The following is a 22,466-nucleotide window of genomic DNA, read 5'->3' as shown; positions in this document are numbered from 1 at the left end:
GGGCGGGCTTCCCGCCTGCGGGCGTCACGGGGTAGGTTGGGCGGACGACGGCGCACGTCGGACGCACAACCTTCCGTGGGGCACCGCGCACCGGGACCGCCTCGGCAGCAGCGTCGCCCGACCACCCGGCCCTACCTTGATGGAGGACTGATGACCGACCCCCGCGCTCTTCCGCCGCACCAGGCTGCAGCCGACACGACGGCTCACCTGGGCCGTGTCGGTGCGCCCGCGGAGGAGCAGGCGTTCCGCATCCCGCTGACGGCGGAGGAGGCGGCCGCGGTCGCCGCTCTTCCGCGACACTCGGCCCTGCTGGTCGTGCAGTACGGCTCGGGGGCCGTGGGCGAGCGGTTCCTGCTGGACACGGACCGGTCGGTCGCCGGGCGCAGCGAGCGGGCGGACATCTTCCTGGACGACGTCACGGTGTCGCGCAAGCACGCGGAGTTCGTCCGTGAGGGGGACCGGTTCGTGGTCCGCGACATCGGCTCCCTCAACGGCACGTACGTCAACCGCGAGCGGATCGACGCGGCCCCGCTCACCACGGGCGACGAGGTCCAGATCGGCAAGTTCCGCATGTCGTTCCACGCCAGCCCGCAGGCGCCGCGGGACCCGCAGGCGCCGGCGTCGTGACGGTGGCGCGGGCGGCGCAGGGCGAGCCGCCGGCGGACGACACCCCCGAGGCCTGGCCGCGTGGCATCTCGCGTCAGGCGACAATGCGCATCTCGGACGTCCTGGCCCTGCTCGGCCCGGAGTTCCCGTCGGTGTCGCACTCGAAGCTGCGGTTCCTGGAGGACCAGGGCCTGATCGAGCCGGTGCGCACCCCGTCCGGGTACCGGCAGTACAGCGCCGCAGACGTCGAGCGGCTGCGGTTCGTCCTCACCGAGCAGCGCGACTCCTACCTGCCGCTGAAGGTCATCAAGGAGCGGCTGGCGGAGATGGACGCGGGGGAGCCCGCGCCCGGGCCGGCCCCGCGCCTCGCGGAGGCGACCTCGGCGGACTCTCCCGCCCGTCGCCGGTGGACGGCGGAGTCGGTGGCGGAGGCGACCGGGACCTCGACGGGCTTCGTGCAGCAGCTCGTGTCGGCCGGTGTGCTGCGGGAGGGCGCGGGCGGTCAGCTCGACGCCGGGGCCCCCGACGTGGTGCGGATCGCGTCACGGCTGGCGGAGCACGGCATCGAGCCGCGTCACCTGCGGTCGCTGCGCACGTCGGCCGACCGGCACGTCGGGCTCGTGGACCAGCTCGTCGCCCCGTACCGCAGCCAGCAGACCCCGTCGGCGCGGGCGCAGGGCGCCGAGCTCGCCGCCGAGATCGGTGAGCTGCTCGCCCGGCTGCACACGGCGTGGGTGCGGCGCGGCACCGGCGACCTCATGTGACGTCCTGACGGCGGCACCGGGCGGGCACGAACGCCGAGACCCGGAGCATCCTCGCCGGGACGCACCCCGTCACGGTGTCTGCACGAATCGGTGCGCGCCCCCGCACGACGGGTGGGCGGCGGGCGTCGTACCGTGGATCGGGTGGACGGCAACGAGCCGAGCGACGCCCCGATGGTCCCGGTCGAGGTCATGGGTGTGAGGCAGCAGCAGCGCGACCAGGAGATCGTCGTGCTGCTGCTGGACGCCGCCGCCAACCTGGCCGTGCCGATCGTCATCGGCGCGCGCGAGGCGTCCGCCATCGCCATGGCGCAGGCGGGCCTCGTCACCCCCCGACCCATGACGCACGACCTGCTGCGCGACCTGCTCGGTGCGGTCGGTGTCGAGCTGGAGCGGGTGGAGATCGTCGCCCTCGACGGCGGCATCTTCTTCGCCGAGCTCGTGCTGTCCAACGGGACGCGGCTCGACTCCCGGGCGTCGGACGCCATCGCCCTGGCGGTGCGGACCGAGAGCCCGGTGCTGTGCTCGGCGGAGATCGTCGCGGTCGCAGGGGTCGAGGTGGTGGACGTGGAGCAGCAGCGGGAGGTCGAGCGGTTCCGTGACTTCCTCGACCACGTCACGGCCGCGGACTTCACCGCCCCCGGGGGGCCGAGCGAGCCCGGCGCCCGGCCGGACGGCGGGGACCGCCCCGACGACGCCCCGCCCTAGCCCTCCGCCGCGCCGCGCACGTCGGCGCCACGCCGACGTGACCCTCAACCTTCGGTCGAGGGTCCGTCTCGGATAACGTGGACCCCAGAACCTTCAGGTCGAGGTCGAAGGTTTACCGGCCTGCAGGGCGGCCCGGCAGGTCACGGCCAGGCGGTCGCGAGGCGCGACACGCCGAACTGCTCAGGCCGCACGTCGTTGACGGCCCTACGAGGTCGACCTAGCGTGGAGAAGACATCTCAGGAGGCACAGTGAACAGCAGCGGTGAGGCAAGCGTCCCCACGGGTGCGTCCGTGCCGCACGGCGCTCAGGGGCTCCTCTTCGGTGAGGACCTCACGGAGCAGGACGCCGGGACCGGCTACCGCGGCACGACGGCGTGCCGCGTCGCGGGGATCACGTACCGCCAGCTCGACTACTGGGCGCGGACCGGCCTCGTCGAACCGTCGATCCGCCCGGCGACGGGATCAGGGACCCACCGGCTGTACAGCTTCCGCGACATCCTCGTGCTGAAGGTCGTCAAGCGGCTCCTGGACACGGGTGTCTCGCTGCACCAGATCCGCAGCGCGGTCACGCACCTGCGCGAGCGCGGCGTCGACGACCTGGCGCAGATCACGCTGATGAGCGACGGGGCGTCGGTCTACGAGTGCACGTCGCCGGACGAGGTGGTCGACCTGGTCCAGGGCGGACAGGGCGTGTTCGGGATCGCCGTGGGTCGCGTCTGGCGCGACATCGAGGGCACGCTGTCGTCGATGCCGACCGAGTCGCTCGAGGACGTGGACGAGCCGGCCGCGCACGAGGGCGACGAGCTCGCCGCGCGGCGGGCCGCCCGGACCGCCGGCTGACCCGCCGGCCTCGAGGTCCCGACACGCGCGGTCCCACACCCGCACCCCGCTGACGCTCAGAGGAACGGGCGCAGCGGGGCCATGACGCGCTCGGCGACCTTCGTCAGCGGGTGCCGGCGCAGCCACTCGTCGCGCGTGAGCTCGCGCGAGTTGGACTCGTCCATGCGGAATGCGGACTCGAGCTGGGCGGCGAGCCCCTCGTCCACGACCTCGAGGTTGATCTCGTAGTTGCCGGTGAGGCTGAGCCGGTCGATGTTCGCGGTTCCCACGGTGGACCACTGCGCGTCGATGGTCGCCGTCTTCGCGTGGATCATCGCCCCTTGGTAGAGGAAGATCCGCACGCCACCGCGCAGCAGCGTGTCGTAGTGCCCCCGGGCCAGCCAGTCGGCGACGACGTGGTTGGAGCGTTCCGGCACGAGCACCCGCACGTCGACCCCGCGGGCCGCCGCGGCCAGGAGCGCCGCCTGGATGTCCTCGTCGGGGATGAAGTACGCCTGCGTGATGTAGATGTGGGAGCACGCGCGGTCGATGGCGTCGAGGTAGATGCCGCGGATCGGGAAGACGAGCTCCGACGGCGCGTTGCGCGCCGCCCGCAGGCGGGGCATCCACAGCTGGGAGCCGACGTCCTGCAGCAGGGGCTGGTGCGGGCTGCGCCAGCGGTTCCACATGTCGACGAACGCGTTGCGCAGCTCCCACGTGGAGGGGCCGACGAGGCGCAGGTGCGTGTCGCGCCACTTCGTGGCGTACAGGGTGCCGATGTTGTACCCGCCGACGAACGACACCTCGTCGTCCACCACGAGGATCTTGCGGTGGTCCCGGCCCGAGCGGCGGACGTCCAGCATGAGCAGCCCGGGACGCATCGCGGGGAACCGCAGCACGTGCACGCCGGGCGGCATGTCGTAGAAGCTGCGGGGGATGACGAGGTTCGCGAAGCCGTCGTACACGACGAAGACCTCGACGCCGCGGTCGGCGGCCTCCACGAGCGCCTGCTTGAACTCGCGGCCGACCTCGTCGTCCTTCCAGATGTACGTCTCGAGGAACACCTGGTGACGAGCGCCGCGGATCGCGTCGAGCATCGCCGCGTACAGGTCGGCCCCGAAGGTGTACACGGTGGCCTGGGTGTCGTCGACGTCGGTCGAGGACGGCGGCGCCGTGGGGAACGGGGAGTCCAGGGGGTACTGGTGGCGCCGGACCCGCTCCAGGCCCATGACGACGCCGGCGGCAGCGACGGGGGCCGCCGCTGCGAGCAGGGCGGTCCGTGCGGCGAAGCGCCGCACGCGTCGCCAGTCGACCTGGACCCGCACGGGGCTGGCATCTTTCATGGAGCGGAACGGCACGGTGCTCACCGTACCGACGGGTCCGGCTCCGCGCGCGCCGACCTGTCGTGTTCGCCCGAATCCGGCGGTTCGCTGCGCGAGTCGGCTTCCTCACTCCGCAGCAGGCCCGCCGACAGGGGGTGCGACCGGATCGCGGCACCGAGCTCGCCCTCGATCCGGTCCAGGTACACGCCCGTGGTGGCGATCGAGCGGTGCCCGAGGAGCTCGGCCACCACCTTGACGTCCCAGCCCTCGGCCACGAGCAGCGTGGCCGTCGTGTGCCGCAGGGCGTGCGGCGTGGTGGGGCGCCGGTACGGCGAAGGCATGCGGTCGACGGCGCGCGCCAGCAGCGCGCGGATCGCCTGCGTGTCGATCCGGCGACCCCGCCAGGTCAGGAGCAGCGCGCGCCGGGCGTCGGCGTCGTCGCTCCTGCGAGCCGCCAGCCGGGGCCGCAGCTCGGCGAGGTACTCCTCGAGCGCGTCGGCGAGCGGGCCGGAGAGCAGCACGGTGCGGGTGGTGCCCCCCTTGCCGACGATCCGCCACCGGGTCTCGTCGGGCTCGCGCGTGAAGTCGGCGACGTCGGCCCGCGCCAGCTCCGAGACCCGCGGGCCGAGCACGAGGAGCAGGGCGATGACGAGCCGGTCGCGCACCGCGAGCGCCTGGTCCGTCCGCGGCGCGCGGGCGCCGGTGGTCGGGACGGCGCGCACGGGGGACGGTGGGGTGCTCGCGGTGCGCAGGAGCGCCTCGGCGGCGGACGCGGACAACGCCGTACGGGCCACGCGCAGGCCGCCGCGCACCCGGGCGGGTGGCGACGCCCACTGCATCGGGTCCGCCTGCACCCAGCACTCCCGCGCCGCGTGGGTGAAGAACCGGGTCACGGACTGGCGGAACCTGTTGACGGTCGCCGTGGACCGGCCCGGGGCGCCCTTGCGGGCGGGCTCGGCATACCGCCCGTCGGGACTGGTCTGGTAGCGCACCAGGGCGTCGTCGACGTCGTCGCCGGTCACGTCGTCGAGGACGCGGGCGGCGCCCAGGAGCGCCCTCAGCTCGGTGATGTCGCGCTCGTAGCTGCGGGCGGTGGCGGGGGAGAGGACACCCCGCACGGTCTCGACCCGCACGGAGGCGAGGTAGCGGTCGGTGGCCTCGGCGACGGTGACGCGGTTGAGCCGGGGCGGTGCGACCATCGTGTCCCTCCTGTCGGTGCGGCGCCGGGTTCGCCGCGGCGGTGCACAGTGATGACCTGCGGCGACGCCGTGCACAGACTAAGTTGCGCCACCGACACCGCCGGTGCGGGGGCGCTCAGAGGTCGAAGAGCGTGGGCTGCTCGAGGTGCACGCCCTCGGTGGCGAGCAGACGGAGCTTGGTGCGCCGCCCGCCGCGCGCCGAGAAGCCGCCGACCTGGCGGCCTGCGGCGAGCACGCGGTGGCAGGGGATGATCGGGGGAAACGGGTTGCGCCCGAGCGCCTGCCCGACGGCCTGGGCTGCGCCGGGCGCTCCGAGCCGGTGCGCCACCTCGCCGTACGTGAGGGTGTCGCCCGGGGGGATCGTGCGCACGACCTCGTACACGCGCCGGTCGAAGTCGGGCACGGTGCGCAGGTCGAGCTCGACGTCGGCGAGGTCTCCGGTGCCGGCGGTCAACAGCTCGCGGACGCCGTCGGTGGCGCGGGCGACGGGAGGTGGGGGATTCGCCTCGACGGCTCCGCGGTACCACCGGGTGACCGTGCGACGCAGCCCGTACGGCGAGTCGTGGGGGAGTGCGGAGCCCACGATCGCGCCGTCCGGCCGCCAGACGACCGCGCAGGTGCCGATCGCGGTGGGGAAGAGCGCGAAGGCGAGTGGGCTGGCGCTGGCGTCCATGTGCTCACGGTAGAGCGAGACACCCACGCGGCCGGGGGGCGACGCATGCCAGACCAGGCCGGCCTCAGGTGCGGAGGAGCGGCCCGAGCTTCCGTCGTCACACCACTGTGTTGTGGCATACACAATGGTTTGAAGTGTATGTCCGTTTCAGGATAGCGCGCCCCGGGCCTCGTGGCGAGACCTGGGTGCGCCTGTCGGGCCGGGTGGCCACGAGGCATCCTGGGCGCAGCCGGCGCCGGCCTGCGGGCGACCCCGAGCGTCGAGGCTGGGTGTCAGCTTGGCTGCCAGGCGGGGGATCACGGGCGGAGACGTGCGTTGTCAGGTCGAATCGCCGGCCTGGACAGCATCGACGGGCGACACGCGTCGCCGACATGGTCGACACGGCGTCGCCGGACGCCAGCGCCCGGCGGTCGACACGCGCCAGAGAACAGTGACGCCGTGGCAGGTCGACGCCCACGATGCGCCGCGGCGTCGAGCTGCACGAGTGCGGTCCGGGGCGATGTCGCGGGGACGGCGCTCGACAGGGCCGACCAGGGTCGATCAGGGTCGATCAGGACCGATCGTGCCGCTGGAGCGCGAGCCGGAGGGGAGGTTCTCCGGGCCCACGTTCCGCGCGTAATGACATAATGTGCATTATCGGCGCGGGACTAGTGCGAGTTGCATCAGATGCAAGAACTCGCACCTCGGTGCGATGACATCGTCGCTGCAGGTCAGCAGGCACATCTCCGCCGTCGTGGGTGTGCCGACACCGGTCGACTCTTGCCGCCTCGCCGCAGGTCACCCTAGGTTTCGTGCATCAGATGCACGATTCCTCGGAAGGATGGTCGCGTGCTCGAGACTCCCGGGTCGGTTCCGATGCGCCTCACAGGCGCGGCGAACGTCCCTCTCCTGCGCGCAGAGCTGCAGGTGTTCGAGGCGATGCTGGCTGGATGGCGCAACCAGATGCTGGCGCGAGGTCTGACGGTCGCGACGATCAAGAGCCGCAACCGGGTGGTCGAACGCTTCCAGGAGTTCACGAACGACTTTCCGTGGTCCTGGCAGGCCTCAGACCTGGACGAGTACTTTGCCGAGCGCCGCTCGGGCGGCCGGACGCTGGCGTTAACCACCTTGCGTGCGGAGTCGAACGCGATCGCGATGTTCTGCTCGTTCATCTGCGACGGCCGCTACGGCTGGGCGACGTTGTGCGAGCAGCGCTTCGGCGACCTGCCGTCTCAGATCGTCTTCGAGTGGAACACCCCGCGGCACAAGACCGACGACGCCGTCGGCCCGGGCCGACGCGCCTTCGTGATCGACGAGCTGCAGCGCTTCTTCGACACCGTCGATGACTTCGTCGATGCCCATCACCACGCCCGGTCCAAGACCTGGTTGACGGCGATGCGTGACTCCATGGCATTCAAGGTCTGCTACGCCTACGGGCTGCGCCGACGGGAGCTGGTCATGCTCGACGTGACCGACTTTGGCCCCAACCCTCATGTGCCGGACTACGGGCGCTTCGGCGCCATCACCGTGCGCTGGGCCAAGGGAATGGCCGGAACCGGCCCACGTCGAAGAACGGTCCTGACCACTCCGCAGTTCGACTGGGTCACCAGCGTGCTCCAGACCTGGCACTCCCCCGGCGGCCGCGACCAGTTCGCCACCGCCGCCCGCTCCGACGCGCTGTGGCCGTCCGAACGCGGCGATCGCATCACTATGAGCGGCCTGGGTCGCTCGTTCGCGCGGTTTCGCGATCTCGCGGGCCTTCCGGAGGAACTCAGCCTGCACGCGCTGCGACACTCCTATGTGACCCACCTGATCGAGGCCGGCTATGACCCGCTGTTCGTCCAGCAGCAGGTCGGGCACTCGTACTCGTCGACCACGGCGCTCTACACCTCGGTCTCGTCGGACTACAAGCAGAAGGTCGTGCAGCGGATGATCGCCCAGCGGATGCGCACCCGGACCGGAGAACCCGATGAATGAGATCAAGCGCCTCGGCTACACCTGGCACCTGCGGCAGATCATGGCCCAGCACAACCTCTGGAAGTCGACCGAGCTGCGCCCGCTCCTGCGCGACCGCGGCATCAACCTGTCCGATACGCAGATCTACCGTCTCGTGACGGGCACACCGGAGCGGATCTCCCTGAGCGTCCTCGTCGCGCTCTGCGACATCTTCGACTGCTCCCCCGCCGACCTCATCGAAACGAAGGTCGAGCTGCGCGCCGCGAAGACCGCGAACGCACCGCGACTCCCCCTCGACGGCGACACCACGGCACCCGTCGCGCACCGCATCCGACTCGTGAAGGGCGATGATGGCCCGCCCGCGCAAGCCTGAGGACCCAGAGGCCTACCCCACGCCCTGCGCCCGGTGCGGCGGCCACTACCCGCTCAGCGTCACCTGGCCCGACGGGCGCCTCTGCGTCTCGTGCCGGATGAACGCCATGCGTACGACCGGGACCTGCGCCTGCGGGCACGAGGGCGTCCTACCAGGCATCGTCGACGGACGCCCCGCTTGCCGCGCCTGCTCCGGAGTCCGCGTCAACATCGACTGCCAACACTGCGGCGCCGAGACGGAGCTCTACCGCAACCAGATGTGCCTGCGGTGCGTCTTGGCCGACCTCGTCGATGCGGCGTTCGCCGACCCCCGCACAGGCAAGGTGTCAGCGCAGCTCAGACCGGTCACCGACGCGATCAAGTCGATGGAACGGGCGAACTCCGGGCTCACCTGGATTCGCCAGAAACACGTTCTCGCGATGCTGCGCAAGATCGCCGCGACCAGCCCCGTGACACACGCGTCGATGGACCGGCTCGACCGCGGCCGCACCCGCGATTACATCCGAGGCCTCCTCGTCGAGCACGGCGTCCTCGAGCCGCGCGACGAGCTCATCGCCCGCTTCACCGAGTGGGCCGACGACGCCGAAGACCGGCTCACCGACACCGAGCACCGCGCGATCATCCACCGCTACCTCCGCTGGAAGCACCTGCGGCACATGCGCGCAGAGTCCCCCATCAGCAACGGCACGTTCCTGCGCGCCAAGCAGGTCACGACGGTCGCAATCGAGTTCTGCAACTGGCTGACCGACAACAGCAAGACGCTCCCATCAGCCACCCAGGGCGACCTCGACACCTGGCTCGCGGAAGGCGCCACGACGCGACTCATGGTCGCCTGGTTCCTCACCTGGACGCGCACGGCGCGGATCACCGACCCCGCCCTGACCGTCCCGAGGCATCGTCGCGGAACCGCCGCCCGACTGCCCCATGACGACCAGGCAGAAGCGCTCGACCACGTCCTGACATCGTCGGACTGGTCCGCCCGCAACCAGCTCGCGGCACTCCTCGTCCTCGTCTTCGCACAGCCCATCGCACGCATCGTGCAGCTGCGCTGGGACGACGTCACGATCGCGCCCGACAGCGTGACCGTGAACGTCTCCGGCATGCCGATCCTGTTCGACCACCCGCTCGATGCCCCGGTGCGCGACCTCGCAGCCAACCCAGGACAAGCGAACACGGCGGCACACCGCGACTCGCCGTGGATCTTCCGCGGCGCCATGCCCGGCAACCACATCACCGCAATGCACCTGCGGCAGCAACTGCGTCCACTGTTCTCCTCCCTCGCCGCGCGCCTGGGCACACTCACCGAACTCAGCAGACAGAACCCCGTCGCGATCCTCGCCGAGACACTCGGCTACACGGCCGCCACACTTGAGAAGCACGCCGCCGTCTCGGGAGCCGACTACGGGAAGTACGTCTCCGACATCGCGCAGGCATAGCCCCCGAGGGGCCTCCTGCTCGTTGAGGTCAGCCGGTCAGCCACCTGACGAACCGACCTTCCTCTCCTACGGCTCCTTCCGAAGGAAGACCCAGTGCTCACCCGGAAGCAGTTCTCGAGATCCCGAGACCGGGGCCCATACGGGCGTGAAGTCAACCGTTACGTCTTCGAGGAAGTCCGCAATCACATGGGTCTCCGCCAGCGAGACGTCCTCGAGGTCATCCTCCGTGGGATCGTTCTCGAAGAGGAACCTTGCCGTCACCACGGGATAGTCGAACGTCGCGGTGACACCACGCAGGTTCGGACCCACGAGATCCCACAGTGCCCGCTGAAGCGACAGCAGAACGCTGACCCTGAGCTCCATCAACACGTCCTTCTGGCCCTGTCATGACGATTCATCGGGAGCGTCGTCCTACTGGCGGTTGCCGCAATCATCGACCGTCCAGAAGGATCAAGGATCCGTCCCCGGGCCCATCGTTGCAGAGAGACAGCGCCACTCATCACCCGCCGCGACGCCGGACCTGCCCCATGCGCCAGGGTGAGTTGATCAGTCGAGTCCCCATTCGGCCGCGGCGGCAGGAGCGCCGCTCGAACACGCACCTCAGCAACACGCACCTCTACCAGCTAACGCGTTCGAGTTGCCTTGGGCCGGCTGCCGGGCCAGATGCGCTAGAAATGACCGATTCTGAGGCACGTCAGAATCGGGTTCTGGACGTCTCGAAAAGTCCAGTGCTGCGGCTCAGGTGGGTCGCGGGGCGTACATGATGACGGCGACGCCGGCGAGGCAGATGAGGGCGCCGGTGACGTCCCACCGATCGGGTTTGAAGCCGTCGACGACCATGCCCCAGGCGAGGGAGCCGGCGACGAAGATGCCGCCGTAGGCGGCGAGGATGCGGCCGAAGTGGGCGTCGGGCTGGAGGGTGGCGAAGAAGCCGTATAGCCCGAGCGCGATGGCGCCGGCGCCGATCCAGGCCCAACCCTTGTGCTCGCGTACCCCCTGCCACACGAGCCAAGCGCCGCCAATCTCGAAGATCGCGGCGGCGCCGAACAGCAGGATCGAGCGAGCGAGGTTCATCGGGCGGCCTCCTCGGCGGGGAGCAGGTCGTCGAGCATGGGCCGCGCCTCGGGAGGCGCGGTGATCGTCAGATCGAAAGTCAGGCCGTGCAGGTCGATCCGGAACGTGTAGAACGCGCAGCAGCTCTGTTCTGCCTGCGCGAGGGTGGCGGCGCGCCCGAGCTCGCTCGTCGGAAGCGTCACGCGGACCCCGCCGGCGACGTCGGCCCGCGGCGCCCCGCCGAGCAGGTCGCGCCAGTCGGAGACGCGGGTGCCGTAGTCCTCCCCTTCGAGGGTGCAGGCCACTGGTGTGCGCGGTGCGGTGGCGATCGGCAGGGCGGGCCGTGCGCGGTCGAGGAAGGTGCAGCCGGCGTCGCAGGGCTCGTCGCGGTCGGGTAGCGCGTCCAGCCGCTCGACCGCCGTCGCCAGGGTCGAGCGGAGCCCTTCGAGCGAGACGATGCGCTCGTCGACCTGGGCCGCGTGCTCGACGAGCATCGGCCGGTACTTCGCGCGCACGCTGTGACACGGCTCGGACTCCCATGCCGTGACGAGCTCGCGCACCGCGGGCAGCGGGAGGTCGAGGTGCTTGGCCTGGGCGATGAACGCGAGCCGGTCGACGGCGGCCTCGCCGTAGACGCGGTACCCGTTCTCCGCGCGGTCGGCTGGCAGCAGGCCCTCGGACTCGTAGAAGCGCAACGTCGACGCCGGCACACCGGTGCGCGTCGACAGCTCGGAGATCCTCATGACGCGACCGTAAACCTTCGACTTGGCTTGAAGGTCAAGCCCTCGGGTCCGGGAAACTCTCCGACGGCCGCGCCCGACGCGGCTACTTCGCGTTAGGCGCGCAGCACCCATCGGTGCAGCCGTCGCCGTCCTCGTCGTCGTGGGCGAGAAGCGCACCGACCGGCGTGCAGCAAGCGTCGCCGCGCCACGCCTCGACGCCTTCCTTGACCGCGAACCCGGCGATCACGAGCGCAGCGAGCGGGTCGGCCCAGGACCAGCCGAGCGTGGAGTTGAGCACGAGACCGACGAGCAGGACCGCTGACAGATAGGTGCACAGCAGGGTCTGCTTGGAGTCCGCCACCGCGGAGGCTGAGCCCAGCTCGCGGCCGGTGCGGCGCTCGAACCAGGACAGGAACGGCATGATCGCGAGACTGACGGCGGCCAGGACGATGCCGACAGTGGAGTGGTCCGGCTCCGAGGCGCCGAACAGCGTGCGAACGGCATCGACGGTGACGAACAAGGCCAGGCCGAAGAACGACACCGCGATCAGCCGCATCGCGACCCGCTCGCGCCGATGCGGGTCGGGGGCGGCGAACTGCCAGGCGACCGCGGCCGCGGACAGTACCTCGACGACGGAGTCGAGCCCGAACCCGACCAGGGCCGCGGACGACGCGATGCGGCCGGCGGTGATCGCGACGACGGCCTCGATCACGTTATAGGTGATCGTCGCGGCGACGATCCACCGCACCCGGCGTTCGAGGAGCGCGCGACGGGCGGCCGGCAGCGGGCGAGGGCCGAGCGAGATCGAGGTCATGAGCAGGTGCACCCTTCGGGCGAGCAGCAGGTCGGATCGACGGTCACGACCAGGCGAAGCAGGTCGTCGAGAGCCGGGGCAAGGTGCGAGTCGGCCAGCCGGTACCAGGTTCGCCGCCCGTCCGGGATCGCCTCGACGAGGCCGCAACCGCGCAGGCATGCGAGCTGGTTCGACATCACTTGCCGCGAGACCCCGAGGGCGTCGGCAAGGTCCGCCGGGTAGGCAGGCGCCTCCCGCAGCGTGAGCATGATCCGAGTGCGGGTCTCGTCCGACAGCGCATGCCCGAGCCGAGCGAGCGCGGCGGTGTGGGTGAGCGTGACCGTCTCCATGAGCGCGACGGTACACGGAATCGTGTATACACAACAGCCTGTATCCCCGGTGGGATCACCTCGGTCAGAACCCGACCGCTTGTAGCCCGCAAAAATGAAGGTTCTGCATCCACCACGAACGGCCCATTCTGCGCGACTGGCGCGCGGGGATTCGGGGCAGGGCATCCGGAGCTCTGGGCGCTCTCACTGGACGACCCATCGATATAACCCGGCTATCATCGTTTCATGTCGATCATAGAGCGCGAGGCGCAGGTTGCGAGCAGGGCGGACGCGGAGCCGGCGGTTGCGCTGTTCCGGTCACTGGGTGACCCGGCGCGGCTGGCGATCGTGCGACGACTGGCGGTCGGCGAGGCTCGGGTAGCAGAGCTGACGCGAGACCTTGGCCTGGCGCAGTCGACGGTGTCCTCGCACGTGGGTTGCTTGAAGGACTGCGGGCTGGTCGACGGGCGCATGGAGGGCCGTCGGGTCTACTACTCCCTGGCGCGCCCCGAGCTGCTGGACATGCTCGCTGCGGCAGAGACGCTGCTCGCTGCGACGGGCAGTGCCGTCGCGCTGTGCCCGACCTACGGCATGGACGGGCAGGACTCCGCATGCTGAGCACGATCGCGGCCGCGGCCGGGCTGTTCGTCGCGACCAACATCGACGACATCGTGGTACTGACCGTCCTGTTCGCCGTCGCCGCGCGCGGGACCTCACGGCTACGCGGGTGGCAGATCGTCGCCGGGCAGTACCTCGGTCTCGTCACGCTAATCGCGGTCAGCTTCCTCGCCGCTCTCGGCCTGACGATCGTCCCGGACGAGTGGGTTGGCCTGCTGGGCCTAATCCCGCTGGCTATCGGCGTCCTGGCGCTGGTGCGCACCCTGCGCGGGAACGACGATGACGACGAGGCGGAGTCCGCGCTCAAGGCCGTCGGTCTCCTCGGCGTTGCCGGGATCACGATCGCCAACGGCGGCGACAACATCGCGATCTACACCCCGGTGTTCCGCACAATGTCGACCACCGACGCCCTAGTCACGATCGTCGTCTTCCTCGTCCTGCTCGCCCTGTGGTGCCTGCTCGCACGCACGATCGGCACCAACGAGAAGGTCACCGAGGCGCTGGAGAAAGTCGAGCACTGGCTCGTGCCTGCGGTCTTCATTGGCCTCGGCGTGTTCATCCTGATCGAGTCCGGGACCCTGGCGCACATCGGGAGCCTTCTGTGACGCCACAACGCGACCCGCTTGTCGTAACTCGCCAAGGGTTTCGCCCGCGTCAGAACTGACCGATTCTGAGGCGCGTCAGAATCGGGTTTCGAGGTTTCAAAAACCTCGGGCCGCCCGGAGGCTAGGCGTCGACCTGCGTCACCGACGACAGGGAGCCGACGAGTGCGGGGAGGGCGCCGGATGCGAGGGAGAAGTAGGCCCAGCGGCCGCGCTGCTCGCGCTTGAGGAGGCCGGCCTCGGTGAGGATCTTGAGGTGGTGGCTGACGGTCGGCTGCGAGAGGCCGACGGGTTCGGTGAGGTCGCAGACGCAGGCCTCGGCGCCGGGCTGGGTGGCGACGATGGCTAGCAGCTGGACGCGGGCGGGGTCGGCGAGTGCCTTGAACGACCGGGCGAGTTCCTGGGCGACCTCGGGCTCGACTGCCTGGGTGAGCGCGGGAGCACAGCAGCCGCCGTCCGCAGATGCGGCGAGGGGCAAGAGAGCGGGCGCGGTCGTGGTCATGACCCTATTCTCGCATAGATTGACATTCGTCGATGGGTGGTTCAGGATCGCCGTATCGATGGTTCTCGATGTGAGGAGTGGTGATGAGCGAGGTTGCTCGGAACGACCTGCCCGTGGTCGTGATCGGCGGCGGCCCGGTAGGGCTGGCCGCGGCGGCACACCTGCTGGAGCGCGGCCTGGAACCGCTGGTGCTGGAAGCGGGCGAGAGCGCCGGCGCGGCCGTCGCGTCTTGGGGTCACGTGCGGCTCTTCTCGCCGTGGCGGTACGACGTCGACGCCGCGGCCCGTCGCCTGCTCGAGCCGACCGGCTGGACGGCGCCCGACGCCGACGCCCTGCCGACCGGGCGAGAGCTCGTCGAGGGCTACCTCGCTCCGCTGGCCGCGACCCCGCAGATCGCGTCCAGGCTGCGCACCGGCACCCGCGTGCTCGCCGTCGCCCGCGACGGTGCAGACAAGACCCGCTCGCTCGGGCGTGAGCGACGCGGCTACCGGGTCCGCACGGTCGACGCTGCCGGTCGCGTCGCCGACGTCCTGGCCCGCGCGGTGGTCGACGCCTCCGGGACGTACGACACCTCCAACCCGCTCGGGGTCTCCGGTCTGCCGGCCGCGGGCGAGTCCGAGGCTGCGCCGTTCGTCACCGGGCCGCTGCCCGACGTCCTCGGCGCGCAGCGTGACCGCTTCGCCGGCCGGCACACCCTGGTCGTGGGCATGGGGCATTCCGCGGCGAACACCCTGCTGAGCCTGGTCGAGCTGTCCGAGACGTCGCCGGGCACCACGATCACGTGGGCGATCCGCGGAGGGTCCGCGCGCCGCCTGTTCGGCGGCGGCACCGACGACGAGCTGCCCGCCCGTGGGCTCCTCGGCACCCGCCTGCGCGAGGCCGTCGACGCCGGCCGCCTGCGCCTGCTCACCCGGGTCTCGGTCGAGCAGCTGGTCCCGGGGGCCGAGTCCGTGCAGGTGCTCGGCACCGCGAAGGACGAGCCGCTGGCCCTGGACGTGCACGCGATCGTCAACGCCACCGGCTTCCGGCCCGACCTGAGCATGCTGCGCGAGGTGCGCCTCGACCTCGACCCCGTCGTCGAGGCCCCGAGCGCTCTGGCGCCGCTCATCGACCCGAACCAGCACTCCTGCGGCACCGTGCCCCCGCACGGCGAGCAGGTGCTGTCCCACCCGGACGACGGCTTCTACCTCGTCGGCATGAAGTCCTACGGCCGCGCGCCGACGTTCCTACTCGCGACGGGGTACGAGCAGGTCCGGTCCGTCGCCGCGGCGCTGGCCGGCGACCGGGCCGCGGCCGACGCCGTCGAGCTGAACCTGCCCGCCACCGGCGTCTGCTCTAGCGACCTCGCCCTGGAGGCTGACGGCGAGTCCGCAGCCGGGTCGTGCTGCGGCACCGCACCGGCCGAGCCGCAGCTCGTCACGCTCGGCGTAGGCGTACCGGCCGGGGTTGGCTTCGCGTCCGGCATCGTGCACGGGCGTTCGGGCGACGGCGAGGACTGAATCCGTCGGGCATGCCCCGATGGCCATGTCGCTGAGGTGTGCGGTGCGCCGCTGACGCGCCGCGTGGATCGAGGAGGAGATCGAGCCCATGGACCCTGAACTGGCGAAGTTCGTCTTCGAGCAGGAGGAACGCGAGCAGGAACGGCAACGTGAGTATCTGCGTGTCGCACGTGAACGCGGCGACATGGAGGTGCGAGCGACGCGGGCTGTGGCTGGGTGGATCCGGCTGCGAGGATGGGGGGCCGATCGGCTTTCGGGTGCCGCTGCCCGTCTCGCGCCGCGCAGCGCTGAGCCGGCGCCGTGCTGCGCGACGGCTTGACGTCGATCCTCACCTCGAGCAGGACATGACGACGGGGCCGCACCCTGAGGGTGTGGCCCCGTCGTCGCTCCAGGGCGGGCGGGCCGGCCAGATGCCGCGTCAGTGCGCGACGGGCGTGATGTCCAGCGAGGCCAGCAGGCCGCGGACGCGACGCTCGATGTCGTCGCGGATGGGTCGGACGGCGTCGAGGCCCTGCCCGGCGGGGTCGTCGAGCTCCCAGTCCTCGTACCGCTTGCCGGGGAAGATCGGGCAGGCGTCGCCGCAGCCCATGGTGATGACGACGTCGGAGGCCTGCACGGCGTCGGTGGTGAGCACCTTGGGCTGCTCGGCGGTGATGTCGATGCCGGCCTCGGCCATGGCCTCGACGGCGACGGGGTTGATGCGGTCGGCGGGCATCGAGCCGGCCGACCGCACCTCGACGGCGCCGCCGGACAGGGCGCGCAGGAAGCCCGCGGCCATCTGGGAGCGGCCGGCGTTGTGCACGCAGACGAACAGGGCGGACGGCTTCGTGGTGGTGGTGTCGGTCATGGTGGCTCCGTCAGGTCAGGGGGTGGGCAGGCCGAGGTCGGGCAGCAGGTCGACGAGCAGGGCTCGCACGTGGGTGTCGAGCTCGTCGCGGATGGCTGCGACGCCCGCGGGCGAGGCCAGGGCGGGGTCGCCCACGAGCCAGTCCTCGTACCGCTTGCCGGGCAGGATCGGGCAGACGTCGCCGCAGCCCATGGTGATCACGACGTCGGCGGCGCGGACCGCGTCGTCGGTCAGCGGCTTGGGGAACGGCTCGTCGGCGCCGAGGGCGGCGAGCTCGGGCCGCACGGCCGGGTGGACGTCGGCGGCCGGGGTGGAGCCGGCGGAGCGGACGACGACCCGGTCGCCGGCGTAGTGCCGCACGAGCGCGGCGGCGAGCTGGGAGCGGCCGGCGTTGGCGACGCACACGAACAGCACCTGGGGCGGACCGGCATGCTCGGCGCCGCCGGTGGAGTCGCCGCGAGAGGCGTCGCGGGTCAGGTCGGCGAGGCGCTGGAGGGCGAACCGCTCGGTGAGCGTCAGCAGGTGGGCGGAGACCTTGGCCGAGCGCGCCAGCGCGGTGTAGGACTCGCGCACGGTGCGCAGGATGACGTCGGCACCCAGGTCGGAGTGCGCCATCGTGAGCTCGCGGGCGAGCCGGTCCAGGGCGCCGTCGGCGTCCTCGAGCCCGGTCAGGTGTGGGTGCGGGCCGAGGGCGTCCAAGGCGGCCGGGGCGAAGGACTCCAGCAGGGTGCTGATCGCGGCCTTGTAGCCGGGGGTGATGCGGTACCAGACCCAGGTGCCGCGACGCTCGGAGGCGAGCACGCCGACGTCGCGCAGCACCTTGAGGTGGTGGGACACCGTCGGCTGGGACACGTCGGTCAGCTCGGCCAGGTCGCACACGCATGCCTCCCCGCCCGGAGCGGTGGCCAGGAAGGACAGCATCCGCAGCCGCAGCGGCTCGGCCAGGGCCTTGAGCGTGCTCGCGACGACGCCGGCGGCCTCGGTGCCGATCGCGTGCGTCTCGATGCTGGGCCCGCAGTCCGGGTCGCGCACGGTCAGCGGCAGGTCCGCCCGCTTCGTGTCGGTCCCATCGGTGGTGGTCATGACCTCACCTCGTCCAGCTCTTGCTTGGCACCGTCGGCGGCGCCGGTGGTGTCGGGGGTGGCGCAGGGGTCGACGCCGAACCAACGGCGGGCGGCCCACAGGGACACGTAGACCAGGCCCACCAGGACGGGGACCTCGATGAGCGGCCCGACGACCCCGGCCAGCGCCTGCCCGGAGGCGGCGCCGAAGGTCCCTATCGCGACCGCGATGGCGAGCTCGAAGTTGTTGCCCGCCGCGGTGAACGCCAGCGTGGCCGAGCGTGCGTACCCGAGCCGCAGCGCTCGCCCGAGGACCATCCCGAGGCCCCACATGACGGCGAAGTAGACCAGCAGCGGCAGCGCGATGCGGGCGACGTCGAGCGGGTGGGACGTCACCTGCTCACCCTGCAGGGCGAACAGCAGCGCGATCGTGAACAGCAGCCCGTACAGGGCCCACGGGCCGATGCGTGGGACGAACTTCTCCTCGTACCAGTCGCGCCCCTTGGCGCGTTCGCCGAGCCGGCGGGAGGCGAAGCCCGCGACGAGCGGGATGCCGAGGAAGACCAGGACGTTGAGCGCGATCTGCCCGATCGAGATGTCCAGGCCCTGGGTGTCCAGGCCGAGCCAGCCGGGCAGCACGGTCAGGTAGAAGTACCCGAGCAGGGAGAACGCGACGACCTGGAACACGGAGTTGATCGCCACCAGCACGGCGGCGGCCTCCCGGTCCCCGCACGCGAGGTCGTTCCAGATGACCACCATCGCGATGCAGCGGGCGAGCCCGACGATGATCAGCCCGGTGCGGTACTCCGGCAGGTCGGGCAGGAACGTCCAGGCCAGGGCGAACATCAGCGCCGGCCCGACGATCCAGTTCAGCATCAGCGAGCTGGCCAGCAGCTTCTTGTCCCCGGTGACGGTGGCGACCTTGTCGTAGCGGACCTTGGCCAGCACCGGGTACATCATCACCAGCAGGCCGAGCGCGATCGGCACCGAGATGCCGCCGACCTCCATCGAGGCCAGCACGTCCGACAGCGCCGGGACGAACCGGCCCAGCAGCAGGCCCGCGATCATCGCCAGCCCGATCCAGGCCGGCAGCCACCGGTCGAGGGTGGACAGTCGCCGCGCGGCGGCCTGTGTGGTCGGCGCCTTGCTCATCGGACCTCCTCCAGCGCCGCGGGGAGCGCGTCCGTGGGCGCGCCCTCGAGATCGTCGTGGCCTTCGATGTCGAGAAATGCGCTGAGGTACGACTGGGCGTCGATGGCGGCGGCGCAGCCGGAGCCGGCGGCGGTGATGGCCTGGCGGTAGGTGTGGTCGACGGCGTCGCCGCAGGCGAAGACGCCGGGCAGGTTGGTGCGGGTGGAGCGGCCCTCGACGAGGATGTAGCCCTCGTCGTCGAGGTCGATCTGGCCCTTGACGAGGTCGGTACGCGGGTCGTGCCCGATGGCGACGAACAGGCCGGTCGCGTCGAGCTCGCGCGTCTCGCCCGTGACGGTGTCGCGCAGGGTGACGCCGGTGACCTTGTTCTCGCCGCCGATCGCGGCGACCTCGCTGTTCCAGGCGAACTCGATCTTCGGGTTCGCCTGGGCGCGGTCGGCCATGATCTTGGAGGCGCGCAGGGAGTCTCGGCGGTGTACGACGGTGACCTTGGACGCGAAGCGGGTGAGGAAGGTGGCCTCCTCCATCGCGGAGTCGCCGCCGCCGACCACGGCGATGTGCTGGTCGCGGAAGAAGAAGCCGTCGCAGGTGGCGCACCAGGAGACGCCGCGTCCGGAGAGCTGCTTCTCCTCGGGCAGGCCGAGCTCGCGGTAGGCGGAGCCGGTGGCGAGGATGACGGCGCGGGCCTTGAAGGTCTCGCCGCCGCCGGTGACGATGGTCTTGAGGTCGCCGGTGAGCTCGACCTGTTCGGCGTCGTCCCACAGCACCGTGGCGCCGAAGCTCTCGGCCTGCTCACGCATGGCTTCCATGAGGTCGGGGCCCTGGATGCCGGTCGGGAAGCCGGGAAAGTTCTCCACCTCGGTGGTGTTCATCAGCGCGCCGCCCGCGGTCACGGAGCCGGCGATGACGACCGGCGCCAGACCCGCCCGCGCGGCATAGACGGCCGCCGTGTACCCGGCGGGACCCGACCCGACGATGACCAACTCTTCCACCTGCTGTATCGACATACCTCTATATTGAGACTTGTCGATACAGTTTGTCTACTCGCGCCAACCGGCGGGCGCGACCGATCGTCGCGCCTCGCTCAGCCGGGCCCCGTCGGCCGATGGCCTGGCCAGCGGTCTCACACCGGTAGCGAGGGCGGCAAGGGCGGCAAGGCCGGCGACGGCGGCCAGGAAGACGAAGGTCACGGGGTAGGAGGCGGTGGCTTCCTCGAGGGCTGCGGCAGCCCATGGAGCGAGTGCCATCGCGAGGGTCGTGGGGGCGTTGAGGATGCCGAACAGGGCACCGAACCCGGCGGTGCCCCACCGGTCGCTGATGGCGGTGGACTGCAGGAGCGTGTAGGCGCCGCGACCGAGGCCGAGGACGACCGCGACCGCGATCAACGCGACGGGCGGCCCTCCCAGCAGTCCCACGGCCGCGATCGCGAGGCCGACGGCGGCCAGGATGATGCTCGCGCGCGGTGCAGGCGTGGTGCGGGTCGCGATAGGACCATAGGCCAGACGCCCGAGCAGCTGCCCCGCGCCGGACAGCCCGAGCGCCCAGGCCGCGGCGGCGGCGCTCATGCCACGCCAGGTCAGCATCGGAACCAGATGGATCGTGGCGGCATACATCGCGAACGCTCCCAGCGAGGTGGCGACGGTCAGGCAGACGAACGCCCGGGACCGGGCGATGGGTCGCCACCCGCCTAGGGACCGGGGCTCGGCAGGCTCGCGCGGTGGCCAGGGGGCGCGCAGCCCGATCGCATGGGCCGGGACGGTGACGATCGCCAAGGCCGCGGCCATGACGAGGTAGGTCTGGCGCCAGCCAACGTGCTCGATCAGGGCCGTGGTCACCGGCGCGAAGATCGTGCTGGCCAGCCCACCGACCAAGGTCAGCACGAGCAGCGCCCGAGCTCGCCCGGCGCCGTACCAATGGGTGATCGCGGTGAACGCCGGCGCGTACAGCACCATCGACTGCGCCACCCCGGCCAGCACCCAAGCGGCAACGAACCACGCCAAGGTGGGGGCGAGCGCGACGCCGAGCATGGCGAGGGTCCCGAGCACCGATCCGGCAGTCATCACCGCACGGGGCCCGACCCGGTCGATGCGCCGGCCCACCACGAGCCCGAAAGCCGCCGCGGCGACCAGTGCCGCGGAGAACGCAGCCATGGTGCTGGCCTGAGTCCATCCCGTGTCGGCGGTGATGGCCGGCAGGGCGACCGGGAAGGTGTAGTAGAGCACGCCCCAACCCACGACCTGCGTCAGGCACAGCGTCACCAGCGGCCCGCGAGGTGGTTGTCCGGCCACAGTCGCGGTCGCGCTCACGAGCCGACCAAGGTGGGCGCGCTGCGGGCCTGCGCCGTCACCGCGGCCGCGACATGGGCGGCGTCGCGGTGCACCCCGCGCAGCGTGTTGGACGCGAACGAGCGCTGCAGCTCGAGGCCGACGTATCCCAGGCCGCGATGCGTGAGGGAGATCCCGCCACGATGGTGCGGTGCGCCCTGCTCGTCCACGGCGCCCAGGTCGCGCAGATACCCCACGGCGGGCCGATACCCGGTCGCCAGGACAAGCGCATCCAGGTGCTCCCGCGTCCCGTCGCTCCACACCACCTCGTCACCGTCCAGAGCAGCGAACATCGGTCGACGGCGCACCGAGCCGCTCTCGAGCGCGGCCCGGTAGGAGCCGGTGTCCAGCACCAACGGCCCGCGCACCAAGCGCCGCAGCACAGCCGGCGGCAGCCGGTCGAAGCCCAACGCGCCGAACCAGAAGTGCACGTCTCGGCCCAACGGCCGCTGTCCGAGGAACGCGACCGGAGCACGCGTGGCGAGGGTCAGATCACTCACCGCCGCCAGCTCGTGGGCGATCTGCACCCCGGAGTTCCCGCCACCCACCACGACCACCCGTCGCCCGGCGAACGGCTCCGGGTTGCGATAGTCGGCGGCGTGGACCACGTCGCCGGTGAAGGACTCCAGGCCGGGCAGCTTGGGGTACACGGGATTAGGGAACGAGCCTGTCGCTGCGATCACCCCATCGGCCTCGAGCTCGTCACCCGTCTCCGTGCGGATCGCGTACCCGGCCCCGGTCGCCGAGACCGTGTCCACACGGGTGCGGGTGCGGATCTCCACGCCGAGGTGGTCGGCGTACCGCGCCAGATGGTCGACCACCTCGTCCCGGTGCGGGTAGCGGTCAGGATCGCCGCCGAACACGAACCCGGGGAAGCCGCTGTACTTCGCCCGGGAAAACAGCCGCAGACTGTCGTAGTACGACGGCCACGAGCCCACCGGCCTGTCCTCAGCCTCCAGCACGAGCGGTTCCAAGCCGCGAACTTGCACAGCCCGCGCTGCCGCAAGACCAGACTGCCCGGCGCCGACGATGATCACCCGATGCGTTGAAGACGTAGTCACACGGGACAACCTATCGACATCTGTAAATATATCAATGGGACGGGTAGCGACGGCCCGGATCGTCGCTGCCTGC

General features: G+C 71.2%; 25 protein-coding genes. 10 read left to right on the top strand and 15 right to left on the bottom strand.

Annotated elements, in window-relative coordinates:
- Positions 1 to 150: 150 nt before the first annotated feature.
- The 4 genes from IEW03_RS07880 (at position 151) to IEW03_RS07865 (ending at position 2,914) form a co-directional block, all read left to right on the top strand.
- Positions 151 to 627 carry an FHA domain-containing protein gene (locus tag IEW03_RS07880; protein WP_188523086.1) on the top strand — a complete coding sequence of 159 codons (477 nt, stop codon included), beginning with the start codon at positions 151 to 153 and terminating at the stop codon, positions 625 to 627.
- An 83-nt stretch (positions 628 to 710) separates the two neighbouring features.
- Positions 711 to 1,370, top strand: coding sequence for a transcriptional regulator FtsR (gene ftsR, locus IEW03_RS07875; protein WP_229737815.1), 660 nt, complete (start codon positions 711 to 713; stop codon positions 1,368 to 1,370).
- Between the two features lie 171 nt (positions 1,371 to 1,541).
- On the top strand, positions 1,542 to 2,075 hold the full coding sequence (locus IEW03_RS07870) for a bifunctional nuclease family protein (RefSeq protein ID WP_188523189.1): 534 nt from the start codon (positions 1,542 to 1,544) through the stop codon (positions 2,073 to 2,075).
- Positions 2,076 to 2,323: 248 nt separating this feature from the next.
- On the top strand, positions 2,324 to 2,914 hold the full coding sequence (locus IEW03_RS07865) for a MerR family transcriptional regulator (protein WP_188523084.1): 591 nt from the start codon (positions 2,324 to 2,326) through the stop codon (positions 2,912 to 2,914).
- 56 nt (positions 2,915 to 2,970) lie between these two features.
- Here the strand turns inward: IEW03_RS07865 and IEW03_RS07860 are convergent, their stop codons facing one another.
- The 3 genes from IEW03_RS07860 to IEW03_RS07850 all read right to left on the bottom strand — a co-directional run bounded on the left by IEW03_RS07860 (position 2,971) and on the right by IEW03_RS07850 (position 6,087).
- Positions 2,971 to 4,251, bottom strand: a complete 1,281-nt coding sequence (locus IEW03_RS07860; RefSeq protein WP_229737814.1) for a phospholipase D-like domain-containing protein — start codon at positions 4,249 to 4,251, stop codon at positions 2,971 to 2,973.
- A 5-nt stretch (positions 4,252 to 4,256) separates the two neighbouring features.
- Positions 4,257 to 5,414 carry a tyrosine-type recombinase/integrase gene (locus tag IEW03_RS07855; protein WP_188523083.1) on the bottom strand — a complete coding sequence of 386 codons (1,158 nt, stop codon included), beginning with the start codon at positions 5,412 to 5,414 and terminating at the stop codon, positions 4,257 to 4,259.
- 115 nt (positions 5,415 to 5,529) lie between these two features.
- The gene (locus tag IEW03_RS07850; RefSeq protein ID WP_188523082.1) at positions 5,530 to 6,087 is read right to left on the bottom strand and encodes a methylated-DNA--[protein]-cysteine S-methyltransferase; all 558 of its coding nucleotides are present in this window, start codon (positions 6,085 to 6,087) and stop codon (positions 5,530 to 5,532) included.
- 828 nt (positions 6,088 to 6,915) lie between these two features.
- Here IEW03_RS07850 and IEW03_RS07845 point away from each other — a divergent pair.
- The 3 genes from IEW03_RS07845 (at position 6,916) to IEW03_RS07835 (ending at position 9,830) form a co-directional block, all read left to right on the top strand.
- Positions 6,916 to 8,043, top strand: a complete 1,128-nt coding sequence (locus tag IEW03_RS07845) for a tyrosine-type recombinase/integrase (RefSeq protein WP_229737813.1) — start codon at positions 6,916 to 6,918, stop codon at positions 8,041 to 8,043.
- The gene (locus IEW03_RS07840; RefSeq protein WP_188523081.1) at positions 8,036 to 8,395 is read left to right on the top strand and encodes a helix-turn-helix domain-containing protein; all 360 of its coding nucleotides are present in this window, start codon (positions 8,036 to 8,038) and stop codon (positions 8,393 to 8,395) included. The genes IEW03_RS07845 and IEW03_RS07840 overlap by 8 nt, the downstream gene beginning before the upstream one ends.
- A gap of 106 nt (positions 8,396 to 8,501) precedes the next feature.
- Positions 8,502 to 9,830, top strand: coding sequence for a Fis family transcriptional regulator (locus IEW03_RS07835; RefSeq protein ID WP_188523080.1), 1,329 nt, complete (start codon positions 8,502 to 8,504; stop codon positions 9,828 to 9,830).
- Between the two features lie 66 nt (positions 9,831 to 9,896).
- Here IEW03_RS07835 and IEW03_RS07830 read toward each other — a convergent pair whose 3' ends face one another.
- From IEW03_RS07830 to IEW03_RS07810, 5 genes are all read right to left on the bottom strand, one after another.
- Positions 9,897 to 10,193 (bottom strand): MafI2 family immunity protein, encoded by a 297-nt coding sequence (locus tag IEW03_RS07830; protein ID WP_188523079.1) that lies wholly within the window; start codon positions 10,191 to 10,193, stop codon positions 9,897 to 9,899.
- Between the two features lie 375 nt (positions 10,194 to 10,568).
- A complete protein-coding gene (locus tag IEW03_RS07825; RefSeq protein WP_188523078.1) occupies positions 10,569 to 10,904 on the bottom strand; it encodes a YnfA family protein in 336 nt (111 codons plus the stop codon).
- Positions 10,901 to 11,626: a MerR family transcriptional regulator gene (locus IEW03_RS07820; protein WP_188523077.1), complete on the bottom strand. Its 726-nt coding sequence runs from the start codon at positions 11,624 to 11,626 to the stop codon at positions 10,901 to 10,903. The genes IEW03_RS07825 and IEW03_RS07820 overlap by 4 nt, the downstream gene beginning before the upstream one ends.
- A gap of 82 nt (positions 11,627 to 11,708) precedes the next feature.
- The gene (locus IEW03_RS07815) at positions 11,709 to 12,419 is read right to left on the bottom strand and encodes a cation diffusion facilitator family transporter (RefSeq protein WP_188523076.1); all 711 of its coding nucleotides are present in this window, start codon (positions 12,417 to 12,419) and stop codon (positions 11,709 to 11,711) included.
- On the bottom strand, positions 12,416 to 12,748 hold the full coding sequence (locus tag IEW03_RS07810; protein WP_188523075.1) for an ArsR/SmtB family transcription factor: 333 nt from the start codon (positions 12,746 to 12,748) through the stop codon (positions 12,416 to 12,418). Before IEW03_RS07810 ends, IEW03_RS07815 begins: the two co-directional genes overlap by 4 nt.
- 225 nt (positions 12,749 to 12,973) lie before the next feature.
- Here IEW03_RS07810 and IEW03_RS07805 point away from each other — a divergent pair, with 225 nt between their 5' ends.
- Both IEW03_RS07805 and IEW03_RS07800 read left to right on the top strand, forming a co-directional pair.
- Complete coding sequence (locus IEW03_RS07805) at positions 12,974 to 13,345, top strand: ArsR/SmtB family transcription factor (RefSeq protein WP_188523074.1); 372 nt, start codon at positions 12,974 to 12,976, stop codon at positions 13,343 to 13,345.
- Positions 13,339 to 13,950 (top strand): cadmium resistance transporter, encoded by a 612-nt coding sequence (locus tag IEW03_RS07800; protein ID WP_188523073.1) that lies wholly within the window; start codon positions 13,339 to 13,341, stop codon positions 13,948 to 13,950. Before IEW03_RS07805 ends, IEW03_RS07800 begins: the two co-directional genes overlap by 7 nt.
- A gap of 121 nt (positions 13,951 to 14,071) precedes the next feature.
- Here the strand turns inward: IEW03_RS07800 and IEW03_RS07795 are convergent, their stop codons facing one another.
- Positions 14,072 to 14,449 (bottom strand): ArsR/SmtB family transcription factor, encoded by a 378-nt coding sequence (locus IEW03_RS07795; protein ID WP_188523072.1) that lies wholly within the window; start codon positions 14,447 to 14,449, stop codon positions 14,072 to 14,074.
- 83 nt (positions 14,450 to 14,532) lie between these two features.
- On the opposite strand from IEW03_RS07795, the gene IEW03_RS07790 reads away from it, so the two are divergent.
- Complete coding sequence (locus tag IEW03_RS07790; RefSeq protein ID WP_188523071.1) at positions 14,533 to 15,948, top strand: FAD-dependent oxidoreductase; 1,416 nt, start codon at positions 14,533 to 14,535, stop codon at positions 15,946 to 15,948.
- 418 nt (positions 15,949 to 16,366) lie between these two features.
- Here the strand turns inward: IEW03_RS07790 and IEW03_RS07785 are convergent, their stop codons facing one another.
- From IEW03_RS07785 to IEW03_RS07760, 6 genes are all read right to left on the bottom strand, one after another.
- Positions 16,367 to 16,795, bottom strand: a complete 429-nt coding sequence (locus tag IEW03_RS07785; RefSeq protein ID WP_188523070.1) for an arsenate reductase ArsC — start codon at positions 16,793 to 16,795, stop codon at positions 16,367 to 16,369.
- Between the two features lie 15 nt (positions 16,796 to 16,810).
- Positions 16,811 to 17,878: a metalloregulator ArsR/SmtB family transcription factor gene (locus IEW03_RS07780; RefSeq protein ID WP_188523069.1), complete on the bottom strand. Its 1,068-nt coding sequence runs from the start codon at positions 17,876 to 17,878 to the stop codon at positions 16,811 to 16,813.
- The gene (arsB, locus tag IEW03_RS07775; RefSeq protein WP_188523068.1) at positions 17,875 to 19,008 is read right to left on the bottom strand and encodes an ACR3 family arsenite efflux transporter; all 1,134 of its coding nucleotides are present in this window, start codon (positions 19,006 to 19,008) and stop codon (positions 17,875 to 17,877) included. Before arsB ends, IEW03_RS07780 begins: the two co-directional genes overlap by 4 nt.
- Positions 19,005 to 20,015 (bottom strand): thioredoxin-disulfide reductase, encoded by a 1,011-nt coding sequence (trxB, locus tag IEW03_RS07770; protein ID WP_188523067.1) that lies wholly within the window; start codon positions 20,013 to 20,015, stop codon positions 19,005 to 19,007. The genes arsB and trxB overlap by 4 nt, the downstream gene beginning before the upstream one ends.
- 33 nt (positions 20,016 to 20,048) lie before the next feature.
- Positions 20,049 to 21,230, bottom strand: a complete 1,182-nt coding sequence (locus tag IEW03_RS07765) for an MFS transporter (protein ID WP_229737812.1) — start codon at positions 21,228 to 21,230, stop codon at positions 20,049 to 20,051.
- Between the two features lie 80 nt (positions 21,231 to 21,310).
- Positions 21,311 to 22,369, bottom strand: coding sequence for a flavin-containing monooxygenase (locus tag IEW03_RS07760; RefSeq protein WP_229737811.1), 1,059 nt, complete (start codon positions 22,367 to 22,369; stop codon positions 21,311 to 21,313).
- Between the last annotated feature and the right edge of the window lie 97 nt (positions 22,370 to 22,466).

The sequence above is a fragment of the Isoptericola cucumis genome, assembly GCF_014635665.1.
GTDB classification, from domain to species: domain Bacteria; phylum Actinomycetota; class Actinomycetes; order Actinomycetales; family Cellulomonadaceae; genus Isoptericola; species Isoptericola cucumis.
This window is presented reverse-complemented; position numbering and strand designations above follow the sequence as displayed.

What these genes read in the sequence shown, in the direction of transcription:
- IEW03_RS07800 (WP_188523073.1), top strand. Translation starts at nt 13,339, where the DNA reads ATGCTGAGCACGATCGCGGCCGCGGCCGGGCTGTTCGTCGCGACCAAC.
- IEW03_RS07835 (WP_188523080.1), top strand. Translation starts at nt 8,502, where the DNA reads ATGCGTACGACCGGGACCTGCGCCTGCGGGCACGAGGGCGTCCTACCA.
- IEW03_RS07790 (WP_188523071.1), top strand. Translation starts at nt 14,533, where the DNA reads ATGAGCGAGGTTGCTCGGAACGACCTGCCCGTGGTCGTGATCGGCGGC.
- IEW03_RS07815 (WP_188523076.1), bottom strand. Translation starts at nt 12,419, where the DNA reads ATGACCTCGATCTCGCTCGGCCCTCGCCCGCTGCCGGCCGCCCGTCGC.
- IEW03_RS07820 (WP_188523077.1), bottom strand. Translation starts at nt 11,626, where the DNA reads ATGAGGATCTCCGAGCTGTCGACGCGCACCGGTGTGCCGGCGTCGACG.
- IEW03_RS07795 (WP_188523072.1), bottom strand. Translation starts at nt 14,449, where the DNA reads ATGACCACGACCGCGCCCGCTCTCTTGCCCCTCGCCGCATCTGCGGAC.
- IEW03_RS07880 (WP_188523086.1), top strand. Translation starts at nt 151, where the DNA reads ATGACCGACCCCCGCGCTCTTCCGCCGCACCAGGCTGCAGCCGACACG.
- IEW03_RS07805 (WP_188523074.1), top strand. Translation starts at nt 12,974, where the DNA reads ATGTCGATCATAGAGCGCGAGGCGCAGGTTGCGAGCAGGGCGGACGCG.
- ftsR (WP_229737815.1), top strand. Translation starts at nt 711, where the DNA reads ATGCGCATCTCGGACGTCCTGGCCCTGCTCGGCCCGGAGTTCCCGTCG.
- IEW03_RS07825 (WP_188523078.1), bottom strand. Translation starts at nt 10,904, where the DNA reads ATGAACCTCGCTCGCTCGATCCTGCTGTTCGGCGCCGCCGCGATCTTC.
- IEW03_RS07840 (WP_188523081.1), top strand. Translation starts at nt 8,036, where the DNA reads ATGAATGAGATCAAGCGCCTCGGCTACACCTGGCACCTGCGGCAGATC.
- IEW03_RS07785 (WP_188523070.1), bottom strand. Translation starts at nt 16,795, where the DNA reads ATGACCGACACCACCACCACGAAGCCGTCCGCCCTGTTCGTCTGCGTG.
- trxB (WP_188523067.1), bottom strand. Translation starts at nt 20,015, where the DNA reads ATGTCGATACAGCAGGTGGAAGAGTTGGTCATCGTCGGGTCGGGTCCC.
- IEW03_RS07855 (WP_188523083.1), bottom strand. Translation starts at nt 5,414, where the DNA reads ATGGTCGCACCGCCCCGGCTCAACCGCGTCACCGTCGCCGAGGCCACC.
- arsB (WP_188523068.1), bottom strand. Translation starts at nt 19,008, where the DNA reads ATGAGCAAGGCGCCGACCACACAGGCCGCCGCGCGGCGACTGTCCACC.
- IEW03_RS07830 (WP_188523079.1), bottom strand. Translation starts at nt 10,193, where the DNA reads ATGGAGCTCAGGGTCAGCGTTCTGCTGTCGCTTCAGCGGGCACTGTGG.
- IEW03_RS07850 (WP_188523082.1), bottom strand. Translation starts at nt 6,087, where the DNA reads ATGGACGCCAGCGCCAGCCCACTCGCCTTCGCGCTCTTCCCCACCGCG.
- IEW03_RS07780 (WP_188523069.1), bottom strand. Translation starts at nt 17,878, where the DNA reads ATGACCACCACCGATGGGACCGACACGAAGCGGGCGGACCTGCCGCTG.
- IEW03_RS07810 (WP_188523075.1), bottom strand. Translation starts at nt 12,748, where the DNA reads ATGGAGACGGTCACGCTCACCCACACCGCCGCGCTCGCTCGGCTCGGG.
- IEW03_RS07870 (WP_188523189.1), top strand. Translation starts at nt 1,542, where the DNA reads ATGGTCCCGGTCGAGGTCATGGGTGTGAGGCAGCAGCAGCGCGACCAG.